The sequence below is a fragment of the Bacillus sp. FSL P4-0290 genome (assembly GCF_037975435.1).
GTDB classification, from domain to species: Bacteria; Bacillota; Bacilli; order Bacillales; family Bacillaceae; genus Bacillus; species Bacillus subtilis.
On record NZ_CP150253.1, the window covers coordinates 179,066 to 195,571 of the forward strand.

At 44.7% G+C, this 16,506-nt stretch carries 15 protein-coding genes and 5 tRNA genes; 7 read left to right on the forward strand and 13 right to left on the reverse strand.

Going from position 1 to position 16,506, the window contains the following annotated elements:
• Nucleotide 1: 1 nt before the first annotated feature.
• The 13 genes from MKY10_RS01025 to MKY10_RS01085 form a co-directional block, all read right to left on the reverse strand.
• Nucleotides 2-754: an alpha/beta hydrolase gene (locus MKY10_RS01025; protein WP_087614210.1), complete on the reverse strand. Its 753-nt coding sequence runs from the start codon at nucleotides 752-754 to the stop codon at nucleotides 2-4.
• A complete protein-coding gene (feuC, locus tag MKY10_RS01030) occupies nucleotides 751-1,761 on the reverse strand; it encodes an iron ABC transporter permease FeuC (protein ID WP_048654968.1) in 1,011 nt (336 codons plus the stop codon). Before feuC ends, MKY10_RS01025 begins: the two co-directional genes overlap by 4 nt.
• On the reverse strand, nucleotides 1,754-2,758 hold the full coding sequence (locus tag MKY10_RS01035; RefSeq protein WP_014478640.1) for an iron ABC transporter permease: 1,005 nt from the start codon (nucleotides 2,756-2,758) through the stop codon (nucleotides 1,754-1,756). The genes feuC and MKY10_RS01035 overlap by 8 nt, the downstream gene beginning before the upstream one ends.
• A gap of 18 nt (nucleotides 2,759-2,776) precedes the next feature.
• Nucleotides 2,777-3,730, reverse strand: a complete 954-nt coding sequence (gene feuA / locus MKY10_RS01040; RefSeq protein ID WP_038827958.1) for an iron ABC transporter substrate-binding protein FeuA — start codon at nucleotides 3,728-3,730, stop codon at nucleotides 2,777-2,779.
• Nucleotides 3,731-3,820: 90 nt separating this feature from the next.
• Nucleotides 3,821-5,410, reverse strand: coding sequence for a bacillibactin transport transcriptional regulator Btr (btr, locus tag MKY10_RS01045; protein ID WP_029726922.1), 1,590 nt, complete (start codon nucleotides 5,408-5,410; stop codon nucleotides 3,821-3,823).
• A gap of 190 nt (nucleotides 5,411-5,600) precedes the next feature.
• Nucleotides 5,601-6,845 carry an exo-beta-N-acetylmuramidase NamZ domain-containing protein gene (locus MKY10_RS01050; protein ID WP_015252972.1) on the reverse strand — a complete coding sequence of 415 codons (1,245 nt, stop codon included), beginning with the start codon at nucleotides 6,843-6,845 and terminating at the stop codon, nucleotides 5,601-5,603.
• A 13-nt stretch (nucleotides 6,846-6,858) separates the two neighbouring features.
• Nucleotides 6,859-8,787 (reverse strand): beta-N-acetylhexosaminidase, encoded by a 1,929-nt coding sequence (nagZ, locus tag MKY10_RS01055; RefSeq protein WP_015252971.1) that lies wholly within the window; start codon nucleotides 8,785-8,787, stop codon nucleotides 6,859-6,861.
• Between the two features lie 27 nt (nucleotides 8,788-8,814).
• Nucleotides 8,815-10,140, reverse strand: coding sequence for an N-acetylmuramoyl-L-alanine amidase (gene amiE, locus MKY10_RS01060; RefSeq protein ID WP_048654969.1), 1,326 nt, complete (start codon nucleotides 10,138-10,140; stop codon nucleotides 8,815-8,817).
• Nucleotides 10,141-10,196: 56 nt separating this feature from the next.
• Complete coding sequence (locus tag MKY10_RS01065; RefSeq protein ID WP_015252969.1) at nucleotides 10,197-11,564, reverse strand: PTS transporter subunit EIIC; 1,368 nt, start codon at nucleotides 11,562-11,564, stop codon at nucleotides 10,197-10,199.
• A gap of 25 nt (nucleotides 11,565-11,589) precedes the next feature.
• Complete coding sequence (locus MKY10_RS01070) at nucleotides 11,590-12,441, reverse strand: MurR/RpiR family transcriptional regulator (RefSeq protein WP_015252968.1); 852 nt, start codon at nucleotides 12,439-12,441, stop codon at nucleotides 11,590-11,592.
• Between the two features lie 16 nt (nucleotides 12,442-12,457).
• Nucleotides 12,458-13,372 carry an N-acetylmuramic acid 6-phosphate etherase gene (gene murQ, locus MKY10_RS01075; protein ID WP_015252967.1) on the reverse strand — a complete coding sequence of 305 codons (915 nt, stop codon included), beginning with the start codon at nucleotides 13,370-13,372 and terminating at the stop codon, nucleotides 12,458-12,460.
• 109 nt (nucleotides 13,373-13,481) lie between these two features.
• Nucleotides 13,482-13,964, reverse strand: coding sequence for a GNAT family protein (locus tag MKY10_RS01080; RefSeq protein WP_048654971.1), 483 nt, complete (start codon nucleotides 13,962-13,964; stop codon nucleotides 13,482-13,484).
• Between the two features lie 12 nt (nucleotides 13,965-13,976).
• Nucleotides 13,977-14,432, reverse strand: a complete 456-nt coding sequence (locus MKY10_RS01085; protein WP_021481932.1) for a DUF523 domain-containing protein — start codon at nucleotides 14,430-14,432, stop codon at nucleotides 13,977-13,979.
• Nucleotides 14,433-14,611: 179 nt separating this feature from the next.
• On the opposite strand from MKY10_RS01085, the gene MKY10_RS01090 reads away from it, so the two are divergent.
• The 7 genes from MKY10_RS01090 to rsiW all read left to right on the forward strand — a co-directional run bounded on the left by MKY10_RS01090 (nucleotide 14,612) and on the right by rsiW (nucleotide 16,459).
• Nucleotides 14,612-14,686: transfer RNA gene (locus MKY10_RS01090), tRNA-Glu, on the forward strand.
• A gap of 3 nt (nucleotides 14,687-14,689) precedes the next feature.
• A tRNA-Val gene (locus MKY10_RS01095) sits at nucleotides 14,690-14,765 on the forward strand.
• Between the two features lie 4 nt (nucleotides 14,766-14,769).
• Nucleotides 14,770-14,842 (forward strand) — tRNA-Thr (locus tag MKY10_RS01100).
• A gap of 22 nt (nucleotides 14,843-14,864) precedes the next feature.
• Nucleotides 14,865-14,949: transfer RNA gene (locus MKY10_RS01105), tRNA-Tyr, on the forward strand.
• A 4-nt stretch (nucleotides 14,950-14,953) separates the two neighbouring features.
• Nucleotides 14,954-15,025 (forward strand) — tRNA-Gln (locus tag MKY10_RS01110).
• A gap of 230 nt (nucleotides 15,026-15,255) precedes the next feature.
• A complete protein-coding gene (sigW, locus tag MKY10_RS01115; protein WP_003223646.1) occupies nucleotides 15,256-15,819 on the forward strand; it encodes an RNA polymerase sigma factor SigW in 564 nt (187 codons plus the stop codon).
• A gap of 13 nt (nucleotides 15,820-15,832) precedes the next feature.
• Complete coding sequence (gene rsiW, locus MKY10_RS01120; RefSeq protein ID WP_015252964.1) at nucleotides 15,833-16,459, forward strand: anti-sigma-W factor RsiW; 627 nt, start codon at nucleotides 15,833-15,835, stop codon at nucleotides 16,457-16,459.
• The last annotated feature ends 47 nt before the right edge of the window (nucleotides 16,460-16,506 follow it).

Genomic DNA, 16,506 nt, shown 5'->3' on the forward strand with positions numbered 1-16,506 from the left:
CTCATAGGGTTGAGCGGTTTTTTCCGTATAGCCATTCGAGCGCGTTGATGAACTGTTTGCAGAAATACTTGCGGTGGTGCACCGCTCCTTTTTCAATTGAAAGATACAACTGGTCTTCAGTGAAGCCTTTTTCTTTTAGACTTTGATGAACTTGCTTTGTTTTTTTCAGCATATGTCGCTGAATGGATTGTTTTTCACAGCCTTCTTCACTCCCGATAGACATGAAAACACGTGCAGTGCCAGGCTTTAAAGAAGATATATGAATGGTTTCCGCTGCGTTCTCGTACCAGTATGAACCTGATATAGAGCCTATTTTCCCGAACATTGACGGATATTTTAATATGGCGAACATTGAGATGAGGCCGCCTAATGAGGCACCGATCATTCCTCTTGACTGCGGTTCCCTGGTGACGTTCCAGTTTTCTTCGATTAGCGGAATGAACTGGTTCGTTATATCAGACAGATAGTGATATCCCATTCCGCCGAAGTCCGTGAACCGATCACTGAGTGATGCAGCCGGCCATGGGGTGTATTCATCAAGCCGGTTTTCGGGTTCGATACCGATCAGCACGAGTTCAGGGAGCCTTTGCTGTTGAAAGGCGCTTTCTAGTAATTCGATTTGGTTTTGGAACAAAGAACTGCCATCCTGCACGTAAACAGCAGGAAATCCCCCGCTGTCTGTGCTGTAGGAAGGAGGGAGGTACAGCGTGAACCTCCTGTTGCCGGCTTTGTGTTCTGAAAGAGATCCTTTCAAGCATTCTCCCCCTTTTTTTGCTTGAAAAGCAGATATAAGAAATAAGGAACTCCGAGGATCGCCAAAATGATGCCTGCGGGCACTTCTGCCGGCTGAAAAAACAGTTTTCCAGCAAAGTCTGCGCTTATCACAAGAAGCATCCCGATTAAACCGCTCAGTGGCAGGATATAGCGATGTTCGACGCCAGCCAGTCTCCGTGAGATATGGGGAGCAATTAAGCCGACAAACGCCATGCTTCCCGCTACGGAGACACAGGCGCTGATGATTGCTACACAGGCAACGAGCAGGATGGTTTTTTCTTTATTTGATGAAATGCCGAGGCTTCTGACTGTGTCTTCATCAAAACGAATGGTGTCGAGCAGGCGGGATTTGCCGATAAGAATCGGTATAAACAGCAGCATCCATGGGAGTACGGCTGAGATATACGTCCAGTTGGCAGACCAGATGCTTCCGTTTTTCCACACCATGGCCATTTGATAGTCTTGCGGGTCCATTTTTAAAGATAAAAACAAAGACAGGGCGCTGAATCCTGAATTGATCGCAATCCCTACCAGAATAATTCTTCCTGAATCTAAATTGCCTCTGTGCCATGCAAATATGTAAATCAGGATCGCCGCGATGAGCCCGCCTATCAATCCAAAGAGCGGCATTCCCATCGCTGCAGCTATGGATGTCACTTCCTTCTGACCTTGGAATAAGAGCATAAACGCTACAATGCCGGCTCCTGCCCCTGCGTTGATTCCGAGAATTCCAGGATCAGCAAGCCCGTTTCTCGTGATGGCCTGGATAACAGCGCCTGCAATGCCAAGACCGAGTCCAATAATAGCAGCCATGACAACCCGCGGCAGCCTTAAATCGAACAGCAAAATTTCATACTGCGGATTCGGGTCGATTTGAAAAAGAGTGGAGAGCAGCTCAGCAGGACGAACAGAAAATGATCCGCTCGTTAAGCTGAAATAGCTGACAACAAGAATCAAAGCGATGAACAATGCATATTTTTTAGCCATTTTGCTCCCCTCCTTTTCGTTTAATTAAATAAAGGAAGAAAGGTACGCCGATAATGGATGTTACGACCTCAATCGGTGTTTCAAACGGATAGTTGATAAATCTGCTTGCGAGATCACACAGGGTTAAAAAGATTCCGCCCAAAAGACAGGAGCACGGAATCAGCCTGCTGTAATCAGAGCCGACGAGAAATCTCGTGATATGCGGAACAACCAACCCGACAAACGCAATTTTTCCGGCCAGCGCTACGGCACTGCCGGTTAAAATGATGACGGAAAGCATCGCCATGATTTTAATGGTTTTTTTCTTTTGCCCTAAGCTTTTAGAAATGTCGTCCCCTAATGATACAGCGGTCACCTTTTTGCTGAGAGAAATGGCCATTATAATGCCAATCAGGAAAAACGGAGCGGCAAGCTTCAGGAAATCCGGACTCATTTGATGAAGTCTGGCACTGTACCAGAAACTGAGATCCTGAGAAATTTGAAAATAAATCGACATGGCCGCTGATAAGCTGCTGAGCAGCATGCTTGTGACTGTGCCGATGATGGCGAGCTGCACGGGGGTAAATCCGTTTGGCATCATGGCGGCAAGGCCGAATACTAACACAGCTCCTAACGCTGAGCCGATAAAAGAGTATATCATCATTTCAATCGAAGATGATTGCGGGAGCAGAACCATGCAAAGCGTAATGATAAACGCTGAACCATCTGAAACACCCATAATGGATGGCGAAGCTAAATAATTGCGCGTAATGCCCTGCATAAGCGCTCCAGAAACAGCAAGGGCTGCCCCTATGAGCAGAGCGCCGGCAGCCCTTGGAATCCGGGAATGCCATATAATTTGATGGTCTGTGTTTCCCGGATCGAAATGAATAAGAGATGTAAAAACAATATCTGTGCTAAGATGCTTTGCCCCATAAAGGATTGAAAGCAAAAGTGACAGCGCTATAGCAAATGGAGAAGTAATCAATATGATACGTGTCCACTGTTTTGAATACATACAAAAACCTACTCTGAATTAGTTTTGTGTCAATTTTTCAGTAGCCGCTTTCAGGAAACGGACTTTGCTCCAAGCTGTGCCGCCTTGTGCGAGAGGGTCCACTGAGTTGACATACACATGATCTTCTTTGACTGCTTTAAGGCTTTTCCAGATTGGATTTTTCTCTAAATCTTTTAAGGCATCAGGTTTATCTGCATTTTCATCATCAGAAAATTGGACGAAAATATGGTCCGGGTTCATTTCACTTAATTTTTCTAATGAAATCAGCTCTTGCGCTTTTGCAGCTTTTACTTCGTTAGGCGCCTTAAGGCCTAAATCACCGTATAGTGTGGAGTTGAAATACACCTGTTCAGGGTAAATGTAAATGTTGCCTTGTCTAATTCTAATGACAAGCGCTTTTGAATCTTTCGCTTTATCGTTGATTTTTGTTTTTGTTTCTTTTAGATCTTGTTCATAGTCTGCAATAATTTTCTTTGCTTTTTTCTCTTTTCCGGTCAGCTGGGCAAGCAGCATCATGTTTTCCTTCCAGTTTGAAGAGATATGAGAAACTGGGATCGTCGTGCCTGCTGTGCTGATTTTTTGCAGCGTTTTTTCCGGAAACTTTGTTGAAGCAAGGATAACATCAGGCTTCATTTCAAGAATCTTTTCAATATTTGGCTCCATTTTTTCTCCGGTTGGTTCGGCTTTATCAGTGATGTCTTTGAACATATCAGGGAATTTGCCGGAGAATGAAATTGCGCCTTGCGGATGAACGTCAAGCAATTTCGCGTCTTCCATTGATTCAACGCTTCCCGTAATGGCGATTTTGTCTGTCGGTACAGTTACTTCATATGTTTTATCAAGATATTCAATTTTCTTCTTCTCAGATGCTGTGCCGCTTGCCTTGCTGGCAGTTGATTCATTTTTGCTGCCGCAAGCTGCCGCCGTCAGCGCGAGAAGCAAGATTAATAAGGTAAGAGATATCTTTTTCATCTATAGAGCCTCCTGTTCAATTGATAACTATTATCAATTGGAATTATAGAGAATGAACAGATATAACACCATGGACAAATTCCTGATTTATCATGGACAATCTCCGGATAGTAAAGAAACAGTTTGCTGAACGATGCGTTCGTGCCCGCAAGCTGAGTATTCATTCCACGGGTCAAGGGATAGAAGATAAACACGGTTATCTCGTACCGCGCTTAGGTTTTGCCATGCTTCTGTCTGCTGTAATTGCTGGTAGTAAGCTATGGTCTCCGGCTCTTTAAAAAGAAAAAGCATCATACAGTCAGCTTGGTAATTTGCGATATTTTCTAACGAAATCGCTTGTTCTGAAGGTGTGTCAGCCGTTGTTGCCGAGCTGAATCCTAAATCCCCAAAGAAAACTTCGCGGACACTTCGGTTATGTGCCAGATAGAAGTTTTGCTTATGCAGCCTCAAAAAGAGAAAACGCAGCCCTTGAACGTGCTGAAGTGTTTTTTTGGCGGCTGTTGTCTGCTGGTCATAATCCGCTAGCCACTTTTCTGCTTCGGACTCCTCCTTTAAAAATGAGGCAGTTTGCAGAAAGTGGGTTCTCCAGCTTTCTTCTGAAGGAAGGTACATGACTTCTGCGATGCGATTCAGGCGATCTTGTTCTTCTGGAGAAATAGAATCCATGCTGACAATCACATCTGGTTCTGCCTGCGATAACGTGTACAGGTTTTCTTCCCACTTTTCATTAAACCGGTATGCACTGAGCTGGACGGGTATATCTGTCGAATAATGCTGATAGTAGTAAGACGTCCATTTCGGATGCAGAGCGGCCGCAAAAGGTATGTGGTGAAGAGGGATGAGATGGCCCATTGTGCCCCTTCCGTATGCGGCGATTTTCTTTCGGCGTTTTTTCATATAGCTTGTAGGTGAACAGCCTGTATATTTTTTAAAGATTCTGCTGAAATAAAATTCATCTTGATAACCGGTTTGGTGTGCGATTTCTTTCAATTTGCAGTTTGATTTTGCCATGAGCCGTTTTGCCTTTGTGATTCGTGTTTTCGTAATAAATTCTGTTACGCTCTGTCCTGTCCATTTTTTAAAGCTTTCACTGTAGTGTTTGGCACTGATTCCTGCCATTTGCGACAGCTGGGCAAGCGTGATTTTTGTATCGGCATGTGTTTCGATATAGTGTTTTGTTTTTTCGATTGCTGAATGTGTATCCGTTTGATCAGATAAACTGGCAGTAAAAAGATCATAAATCAGGCTTTGTACTTCAATCACACATTTTAGCTGAGAAAGCTGAGACGATTCATTCCATAGTGCGGCAAGCTCTTGAAGCCGGACTGCAAGATTTTCGATATGTGAAACATTCATAAGCTTCAGTTTGGCTAATTCCGATTCTGTGCACGGTGTGTAAATATCTTGGCCGGCTTCCTTGATATAGCTTTGAAGCCTGATCAGACAGGCATCTATATGTCCATCGGCTGCTGGCATAAAGCCAAAGGTCTCGTTAGGCGGACAAACATAAAGTGTCTTTTTTTGCAGAGGATTGGTGTTTGTTCCGATCGAAATATAGCCGTTTCCTTTTAAATGAAAAATCAGCACGAATGAATCGGCTAATTGCTGTTCTGAGAAGAGATCACTTGTCTTTTTTAGATATTCAATTTGTATCGGTTGATAAATCACTGCATTTTGCACGAGTAGACCACCTTTTCAGAAGCTTTCAATTGATAATCATTTTCAATAAAAATTGTACCAAATAAATGAAAGTTTTCCTATATAAAGCGGGTGGGTTTTTAGCATGAAAAAAACCCTTACTTATGTGTAAAAGTAAGGGTCTTTCGTTCAGTAAGAATATGTTACACGTGTAACATACGATGCTTACGTTCTAATAAATGAGATATTTTTTTCTTGTTTTGCTGAATTGTTGGAGTGTTTTTTCATAGCTGTTTATGATGCCCTCAACCGAAGTTCCATTTTCAATTTTTGTCCTGATCCAGCCGTTGCCTGCCAGTTTATCGAATGAACCTGTTGACAGGAACTCAAAATCCTCAGGATAGAGATCGTGTATGGTTTTAATGACTGAAAGACCCGTTTTAACGGCTTCAAACTTATCTCTGTCTGTCACATAGAGCTGCACACCGTGGCAAAGCGTTCCTTGATGTTTAGAAAACGTCGGTGTGAAGGATGCTGCCCTAAATGTTACGCCCGGCAAATGGAGGCTGTTTAATGTTTCTTCAAGTTCTGTGCTTTTGATAAAGGGAGCTCCGATCAATTCGAATGGCTTTGTTGTCCCTCGCCCTTCGGATATATTTGTTCCTTCAATCAGCCCGGTTGCAGGATAAACAAATGTGCTTTCCACCGTCGGCATGTTAGGCGAAGGGAGGACGAAAGGCAATCGGGTATCGTCAAAATCCATTTTTCGTTTCCAGTGTTTCATTTTTACCACTGTAAGATCGGCATCAATATCAAATTCTTTGTTGAACAGTAAAGCCAATTCGCCTATCGTCATCCCATGCTTCAATGGAATGGGATACAATCCGACAAATGAGGCGTATTCAGGTTCTAAGATTGGCCCTTCAATATGATTCCCGCCTTGGGGATTCGGACGGTCTAGCACCATAAATGGAATGCCGTTTTCTTTAGCGGCTTCCATTGCGTATGCCATTGTATAAATGTACGTGTAGAAACGGGTCCCGACATCCTGAATGTCAAACATTAGAATATCGACATTTTTCAGCATTTCTGGAGTCGGTTTTTTCGTTTTTCCGTAGAGGCTGTATACGGGAACCCCGGTTTTTTCGTCAATGTAAGAGCCTACTTCGTCTCCAGCCTGGGCGTCACCTCGGACGCCGTGTTCAGGGCCGAATAAAGCTGTCAGTTTGATATCCGGGTTCTCGTAAAGGATATCGACACTGCTTTTCAGAGATGCGTTTACTCCGGTTGGATTGGTGATCAGTCCGATACGTTTTCCCTTGAGCTGTTTTTTATAGTCTGGCAAGAGCGTGTCTATCCCAGTCTGGACTTTAGGTTTTTTAGCCGTTTGATTCTTTGAATCGGGTGAAGCAGAGGCAGCGGTTATCGTTCCGAACATCATGAGCCCTGTCAGAAAAGCGAATATTGTTTTTCTCATGTGTCCCTCCTTATTAAAGCGGTCTTCCCGTTTTGATATTTAATCCGTAGCCAAATGGGTAAAGGGTGTTCCCTGGTTTCGTGACTGATGGGATGTTAACTGGAAGTGTGCCTTTAGGTTTTGCCTGGCCGAAAATCGCCATCACTCCGGCCGGAATATTAGGTTGAAGATAACGGCCATTTGCGTATCCTTTAAAGCCATAGACTGCAATCAGTGCCTTTGCTTCTTCGAAATTGGCGGCATCATATGGGTTGCGCAGGCTCATTAAGACAAATGGTTTGTTGTGCTGCAGTGCGGCTTTCATGACAGCTCTCGGAAACACGGTGGCCCATTTGCTTGAATCTGATATTGTGTCGTCGATGACACCGTCGTTGACGACAGGGTCATTTTTGACGACATAGGAGCCGGTTATGATATAATCAGCCTTTTTTACTTGTTTTGCATGCTCGGCCTTAAATACTTGGTTGGCAAAGTTCATTTTGCTGAGGGATACGGGTTTGATTTTCTTTCGCTTGATGAGATCGTGAATGGTTTGTTCGATTGAAGCAGTTTGTTCTTCGTAAGGTGCCACAATTAAGATTCGGCTGCCTTTTTTAGGCTTGAACGGCAAAGTGTGCTGTTCATTTTTTAATACAGTTACTGCTTTTTCAGCTATTTTTTTCTCTGCTTTCAGGTGCTGCTGGCTTCCTACGATTTTTTTGGCTTTGGCTATTTTTTCTTTTGTACTGTCGCTGTTTCGTGCTGGATACATGCCGCGTTTTATTTTCAGGGAAATGATTCTTTCAACTGATTTGTTGATTTGTTGTTCAGGAATATCCCCGTTTTTCACGGCTTCTTTCAAAGCTTGAATGACACGTGCGAATTTCTGTTCTTCTTTCATTGAAGTGACTGAGGCTGGCATTAATGCAATATCGACACCAGCTTTTACGGCCATGACCACAGCCTCCTCCTGTCCGAAATGATCTGCAATTGCCTTCATATTGAGCGCATCGGTAACGATGACCCCATTAAAGCCCATTTCCTGACGAAGAAGACCTGTCATCACTTTTTGCGAAAGTGTAGCAGGAACCAGAATGTCCGATCCATCGAGTTTGCTTTTGTATGTGGTGTCGTCGAAGGCAGGGAATTGAACATGGGCTGTCATCACCATATCAGCACCAGCATCAATTGCTTTTTGAAAAGGATAAAGCTCGACCTCACGAAGCCGTTCTTGGCCATGGGAAACGAGCGGCAGTCCATAATGGCTGTCAACGTCCGTGTCTCCATGTCCCGGGAAATGTTTGAGGGCAGACGCGATATCCTGCCGCTGCAACCCTTTCATCGTATATAGACCGAGGCGTGATGTCAGTTCTCGATTGGAGCTGAATGACCGTACGCCGATTACAGGATTATCAGGATTATTGTTAATGTCCACGACAGGGCTGAAATCTGTATTGATGCCTAAGGCAGAGAGCTCTTTCCCGATGATGCTGCCGGTCTGATACGCATTGATTCTGCTTCTGGCTGCGCCCAGTGCCATATTCCCTGGGAAATTAGTGCCCTCCCCTAACCGCGTTACAATGCCGCCTTCCTGATCAATACTCAGCATGAGCGGGATTTTTGGACTTGCCTTTTGGTAATCGTCTGTCAGTTGGACAGTTTGTTTTGTTGTTTTTACATTTTCTGCAAAAAGGATGATGCCTCCGAATTGATATTTCTTGACGAGGCTGGCGACTTCATCATTCATTTCTGTAAGGGCTTGCGGAGAGGACTCGCCTTCCTTTTGCCAATTTCTAAAATCAGGCATCAGCATCTGGCCGAGTTTTTCATCTAACGACATACGATTGACAATCTGATTGGCATCGATTGAACGTTTGGATGCAGAGGCTTCTGTCTGTCTGGCCCCGAAAAAGCATGAAAGAAAGAGAACGGCTGAAAGGATAAGCGGAAAGACAGGTCTCATAGAAACTTCCTCCTATCGTCTAATCATTCACTCCATCGCTTCATAAATCGCGGTTATGACACTTCCATAACTGCCTGTTGCAAATTGATCACCCTCAAAGACGTTTGGATTTTCTTCCGGATCAATAACTGGTGTATGCTTTTTATTTGTTAACAATGCGATGCCTAAATTGTATGCTGGATCAATAATTGTAACTGTCCCTGTCCAGCCGGTATGCCCGTAAGCATTTTCACTGGCATGAGGGCCAAACATCCATTCCATGCTTTTACTTCCGTTCCGCCTCCAGCCAAGAGCGAATGTCGGGTCTGTTGCTGAAGGTGCTGTAAACAGGTCGGCTGTTTTCTGATCAAATAAAGAAATGTTTCGGTATGAACCTTTGTTTAACATGACTTGCAGCAGTATGGCCATATCATCTGCATTTGAGAACAATCCGGCATGCCCAGACACGCCACCCATTGAGTAAAACGCTTTTTCGTCATGCACCTCTCCTTGCAGCGTGTTTGTGCGGATGTTAGGGAATTGAATAACGCCGTCACGTGTATTGCCCATGCGTTCAGTAGCTGCGAAATGTTTCGGTTTAAAGCCCTTTTCCAGCGGATTGTACAAGGTATGCTTCAGCCTGAGCGGTTTGTAGAGCTCTTGCTCCGTGTAGACATCAAGCGGTTGACCGGTGAGTTTTTCGACAATACATCCGAGTAGCATATATCCAATGTCACTGTATACGTGCTTTGTCCCGGTTTGATAATCGAGCGGAATTTTCGTCAAATATTCAATCGTTTTGTCCCGTTCTTGGGAATAGTACTTGCCGGCTTTTTCCGGCGTGTAAAAGTAAAAGCTTGATGGGAGCCCTGATTGGTGCTGGAGGACATCGATGACACGTATCTTGTCTTTTCCTTTTATGAGGTCACCCGGCTGATCCTTGAAACCCGGCAAATATGCAGAAACTTTTTCATAGACGTCAAGTTTTCCTTGGCTGACTAAGCGCTGCAATGCAAAATTTGTTGCGTACATTTTTGTATTTGAGGCTAAGTCAAACATCGTGCGGGTTTTCATTTTGGCCGGACGGCGCAGCAGTTCTGATCCTTCGTACTTTTTACTGTAGCCGTATGCTGCTTTTTTTATGATGCGTCCATCCTTCACCACCACAAGAACGGCGCCTGGAAATCCTGCTGCAATATCCCGTTCTATCATCTGATCTACCTTCCTTAGCTTCTTCGTCGAGAATTGTGCAGTTTCTGCATTTATGATTTTCGGCTCAATCAAGTTGCCTGCTGTTTGTGCGAAGGTTTCATTTGGCGCAAATATCGATAGGGTTAAAATGGCACTGAATATGAACAGTGTCTTTGTTTTCACAGGCTAGCCCCTTTCTGTGCTTCTATCCCGTTTACTATCCCTAAAACAGAAACAATTTAATCGAACTGAGAAGCCATTTCATCTTTATATCCGAATGCATAGGTCAATAAAAAGCCGGCCGCGTAGGAAATAAAGAGCCCAACGATATACAGGATGATTTGCGAAGGCAGGACTAGAAAGGAAAGCGGCAGTCCGGAGACACCAATCGCAATGGTGGCTACTTGAAAATACGCTTGAAAGGCACCACCGATTCCAGCTCCTAAACATGCTGTTAAAAACGGACGGCCAAGCGGCAGCGTGACTCCGAAAATAAGCGGTTCACCAATGCCGAGCAGTCCCGATGGAAGCCCGCCGGCGATTGCTTTCCTCAGTGTTGTTTTTTTCGTCTTCATGAAAACGGCAAAGGCCGCGCCTACCTGTCCTGCACCTCCCATAGCCAAAATAGGGAGCAGAGGATCATTGCCAATTGAATTGATCAGTTCCATGTGCACAGGCGTCAAGCCTTGATGCAGTCCGGTTACGACGAGAGGAAGGAAGGTTGCGCCCAGAATAAAGCCTGCAGCGATGCCGCCGATGTCCAGGATGGACAGAAGGCCGGATGTAATAGCATCAGAAATGAATCCGCCTAAAGGCATAAATACGACATACGTTACGATTCCGGTGATTAACAGTGAAACGGTGGGTGTGACAATGATATCGAGTGATTGAGGAATAAAACGGCGAATAAATTGTTCGGTGTAAGCAATGAATATGGCTGCGAAAAGGACGCCGATCAGACCTCCCCTGCCCGGGAGAAGCTCTTCTCCAAATAAACTGATTTTTGCGATCTCCGGATTGATAATCAAGATCCCGGCCAAAGCCCCAAGTGCGGGTGTCCCGCCAAATTCTTTCGAAGCGTTAATACCGACGAGAATGCCGAGATAAGTGAACAGCCCTGATCCGATGACTGTCAGGATAATCGCAATTTGTGAGTCTGCAGAGAGCCAGCCTGCTTGAATAATTGCTTTGGTAATCCCAGTAATTAAACCGGAAGCGACTAGAGCGGGAATAAGAGGGATAAAAATGCTGGCAATTTTACGTAAGAAAAGTTTAAAAGGAGTGGCGTTTTTTCGATTGATATCGGCTTTCTTTTTGGCCGCAGCTTCTTTGACATCGGCACCTTCTTCTGCTGACACGAGCTTTGAGAAAGCAGCTGTAACATGATTGACGACTCCTGTGCCGAGGATAATTTGTAAGGTTTCAGCTTCAACGACCCCCAATACGCCGTCAAGCTTTCTTAAACCCTGAGCATCTGCTTTGCTTTCATCGTAAGGCGTAATGCGCAGGCGTGTCATGCAATGCGTATATGAAGAAATATTGGATTTTCCTCCGCATAGCTCAAGGATTTTCTGTGCGAGATGATGGTAGTTATTTTCTTTGCTCATTAAAACCCCTCCCCTTCAAGATGCCTTATTTTATTCTCATAGATTGTATGGCTGCTCTCGTTTTATCTATATAACCGGTTGTCGTTTCATACTGCTCAGCCGCCATGCCTAAAAACAAAACATCAATTATAAAAAGCTGGGCGAGGCGGGAGGAAGTGGCTGCACTTCGAATCAAGGCTTCATTGGAATGGGCTGTATACAAAGGGACATCAGCCAGTGCGGAGACGGATGTCTGACTGAATTGTGTGAGGCTGATCGTTGTGATGCCTTTTTCCTTGGCCATGGCAAACAGTTCAATGATTTCCTGTGTCTCTCCTGAAAACGAAATGGCGAATACGATGTCGTCTTTATCTGCATTTGCGATTAAAGATGCCACAAGATGAGTGTCTGTAAACGCGGTTGCTTGTTTATGAATGCGAAGCCACTTTTGCTGGGCGTCCTTGGCGACAATGCCGGAAGCCCCGAGGCCGATAAAATGCACGGTATGAGCTTTGAGAAGCAGAGAAACTGCTCGTTCAAGCTCTTTGTAGTCCATCAGGTCTGAAGTATCCTGAATGGCTTGAATGGCATTGCCGGCCGTTTTTTCGGAAATGGAGGGCAGCGGCTCGTGGGGAACAATATCCCGGTAGCCCTGAAACGTAGGCTTTGCCAGATCGCCCGCTACTCTCATTTTTAAATCTTGAAATCCTTTTAAACCGAGTGATTTGCAGAGCCTGATGACGGCAGCGTCACTTGAATTGGCTAAGGCGCTGATTTCGTTGACCGTGCTTTCGATTGCTTTGTGGGGATGGGCTAGGATATAATCTGCAAGTTTGCGCTCGGATGGAGGGAGCTTATGCTTCATTGATTGGATGATCGCTAAACCGCCTGTGGCCATTCTAGTTCTCTCCTTATCATGGATGGTAATGTTCGATTGCTTTGTCAATGAAACCGTTTGCTTCATCGAGTAATGTCTTTGCTTGTTTCTGATCTGTGCTTGTTTTGAGCATGACGATTGCTGTTTTGACGTGATGATCGGCTTGTTCCAGAGTGTATCTGGCTGTGTCGTATGAAGCGTTTGTAAGGCTTTGGATAATGCTGATGGCGCGTTCTTTTAGTTTTTTGTTGCTAACGTTGACGTCTACCATCAAGTTTTCGTAAACCTTGCCGATTTTGACCATTACAGCGGTAGATATCATGTTTAGAATCATTTTATGTGCGGTTGCGGCTTTCATACGTGTTGATCCTGTAATGGCCTCAGGTCCGACGACAACCTCAATGCTGTGATCCGCATCCTTGCTGATGGCGGAATTTTCATTGCAAGTAAGGGCGATGGTGTGTGCTCCGACTTTGCGGGCGTATCTTAGGGCGCCTGCGGCGTACGGTGTGCGGCCGCTTGCTGCGATGGCAATGACGGTGTCATTTGAAGTGAGCTGTATGTTTCTTAAATCTTCAGCTCCTGCTTCTTCACTGTCTTCAATGCCCTCTGCTGCCTGTAAAAAGGCTTTGGGGCCTCCAGCCATGATTCCGATGACCTGATCTGGGCTTACGCTGTAGGTGGGAGGACATTCAACAGCATCCATGACGCCGAGTCTGCCGCTTGTGCCGGCGCCTGTATATATGAGCCGGCCTCCATTTTGGAACGATTCATATGCGCAGTCTACAGTTGTTTTGATGTCGGGGAGAACCTCCTGAACGGCTGCAGCAACTTTCATATCTTCGTTGTTGATCATTTTGAGGATGCCAAGAGTGTTTGCTTTGTGGATTTCAACTGTTTGGCTATTGCGTGATTCCGTTGTAAGACGGTGAAGGTTTAATGGTTCTGACATGAGGATGCCCCCTGTTTTAAAATGATATATCTCAATATTCAGTATATTCATTTCTGTTATGATATTTCAACTATGTTTTTAAATTTTTGAAATTTTATTTCACTCAAGACTATAAGAAATGATGAAGGATCAACTGTTCTCCAAGCGGGCCGATTCTTCGCCGTCCTTTATCAAGGAACCCGCTTTTCATATAAAGGTGTTTTGCGCGTATGTTCAGATGATTGACGGCCAAGATGATTTCGTCGCACCATGGAAAATATCCGCTCACAAAAGCGGGAAGCAAAAGCATGGCTTTTTTCGCATAGCCTTTTCCGTGGTGCACAGCGTTTAAAGACAGGGAGCTGAGCAGTAAAGCAAATGGATTGTTAGAATAAGAAGCAAGCGTTTCTTTTGATGCATGTAAAATGAAAAAACCGACTGGAAGGTCGTCTTTTAAGATGACAACCGGATATCGGTCCTGTATGCCCAGAGCCTGAGACAGCATCTCTTTCGGGAGGGAGGTAAAGCGTTTGTCATCGTTGGTGAGCGTGAATGATTGAAGCTCGGGCAAGTGTTCAGGCTTATAGAAGGATAAAGAAATGTCTTGAGTCATGGGGTGGCCTCCTTACAATATGTCGTCAAGCTCGTTTTCCGAAATGACGCGGTAGCCCGCTTGTTTTAACAGTGCGGCGGTTACTCCGCTGCCGGTGATTTTTTTGCCAGAGAATGTGCCGTTATAGATAAAACCGCTTCCGCAAGATGGACTGTTTTCTTTTAATATGACGGCAGAAGCGTTGATTTCTTTTGCGTAAGCCAATGTTTTCGCGGCGCCTTCCATATATAGTTCTGTGACGTCTTCTCCTGAAGCTGTCACGATTTTCGCTGTTCCATTGAGGACATCCTCGCCGGTGCCTCCTATGATTTCTGCGGGTTCGCGTGGGGTAGAAAAGCCGCCGAGAAGTTCAGGGCAAGCCATGACTGCTTTCTTTTCATCGACTAGTTTTCTGATTTTCTCCGACGCTGCGTGAGAGCCGTTATATCTGCATTCAATGCCTCCAAGGCAAGAACTGACTAGTATCATATTGGTTTCTCCTCTCTTGCTTTGCTTGTCTCTATCATAAAATAAATGGCTTTAGTTGGGAGGCTTTTTCAGTTAAAAAAGGAGTTAAAAAGTTTGAAAATAAAAAATTTAATTTTTCTCTTTACAAACAGGGGGTGACCTGTATATAATAACTTTTGTCAGCTCGACGAGAACACAACGGCCCGTTGGTCAAGCGGTTAAGACACCGCCCTTTCACGGCGGTAACACGGGTTCGAATCCCGTACGGGTCACCATTTGGAGGATTAGCTCAGCTGGGAGAGCATCTGCCTTACAAGCAGAGGGTCGGCGGTTCGAGCCCGTCATCCTCCACCATCTTGCCGGTGTAGCTCAATTGGTAGAGCAACTGACTTGTAATCAGTAGGTTGGGGGTTCAAGTCCTCTTGCCGGCACTGTTTTTTCAAAATTTTATGTGGAGGGGTAGCGAAGTGGCTAAACGCGGCGGACTGTAAATCCGCTCCCTCAGGGTTCGGCAGTTCGAATCTGCCCCCCTCCACCATTATTGGGCTATAGCCAAGCGGTAAGGCAACGGACTTTGACTCCGTCATGCGTTGGTTCGAATCCAGCTAGCCCAGTCACAGACACCTTTGATCAAAAGGTGTCTTTTTTCTTTTCGGAAAAATCATTCCAACTTCTAACTGTTCAGTCTGTATAATAATTTTAAAAATATGTTAAGGTAGTTTATTCACGAATTACCATCTACACCCTGCCAAAAATTTGTTAAACTTATTTTATAAAAAAATTGAAACCTTTTGAATCGAAGCTCGTATACATACAGACCGGTGAAGGCAGAGGTTAGATAAATATGGAAATGATGATTAAAAAAAGAATTAAACAAGTCAAAAAAGGCGACCAGGATGCATTTGCGGACATCGTAGATATTTACAAAGATAAAATTTATCAGCTTTGCTACCGTATGCTTGGCAATGTGCATGAGGCGGAGGATATTGCACAGGAAGCTTTCATCAGAGCGTACGTTAATATCGACAGTTTTGATATTAACCGGAAATTTTCAACTTGGCTTTATCGAATCGCGACCAATTTGACCATTGACCGCATTCGCAAAAAGAAGCCGGATTATTACCTCGATGCAGAGGTGGCTGGTACGGAAGGCTTGACCATGTATTCTCAAATCGCCGCAGATGGTGTTTTGCCTGAAGATGCAGTTGTATCGCTGGAGCTCTCAAACACGATACAGCAGAAAATTTTAAAGCTTCCTGACAAATACAGAACAGTCATCGTATTAAAGTATATTGACGAACTCTCATTAATTGAAATCGGGGAGATTCTAAACATCCCTGTGGGGACTGTGAAAACGCGGATTCACAGAGGCAGAGAGGCTCTTAGAAAACAATTAAGGGATCTTTAAGTGGGGTGATGAAATGAGCTGTCCTGAACAAATTGTGCAGCTTATGCATATGCATCTTGATGGAGATATCCTTCCAAAAGATGAACACGTATTAAATGAACATCTGGAGACATGCGAGAAATGCAGAAAGCATTTTTACGAGATGGAGAAATCCATAGCGCTCGTACGGAGCACATCGCATGTCGAAGCCCCCGCGGATTTTACCGCTAATGTCATGGCAAAATTGCCTAAGGAGAAGAAAAGAGCTTCTGTAAAAAGATGGTTCAGAACCCATCCCGTTATCGCAGCTGCTGCGGTATTCATCATTTTGATGGGCGGGGGTTTTTTTAACAGCTGGCATAATGACCACAATTTCAGCGTGTCCAAGCAGCCGAATCTTGTGGTTCATAACCATACTGTGACCGTGCCAGAAGGTGAGACGGTCAAAGGTGATGTCACTGTTAAAAACGGCAAGCTGATTATTAAAGGCAAAATAGACGGGGATGTAACCGTCGTAAACGGCGAAAAGTATATGGCCTCTGCTGGACAAGTCACCGGTCAGATTGAAGAAATCAATCAATTATTCGACTGGACATGGTACAAGATGAAGTCTGCGGGGAAAAGTGTACTCGATGCATTCAGTCCGAACGGAGAAGAGTAAAGCGCGTTAGCCGCTTTGCTCTTTTTTTGCGGGCTGAGAGGGCTGGC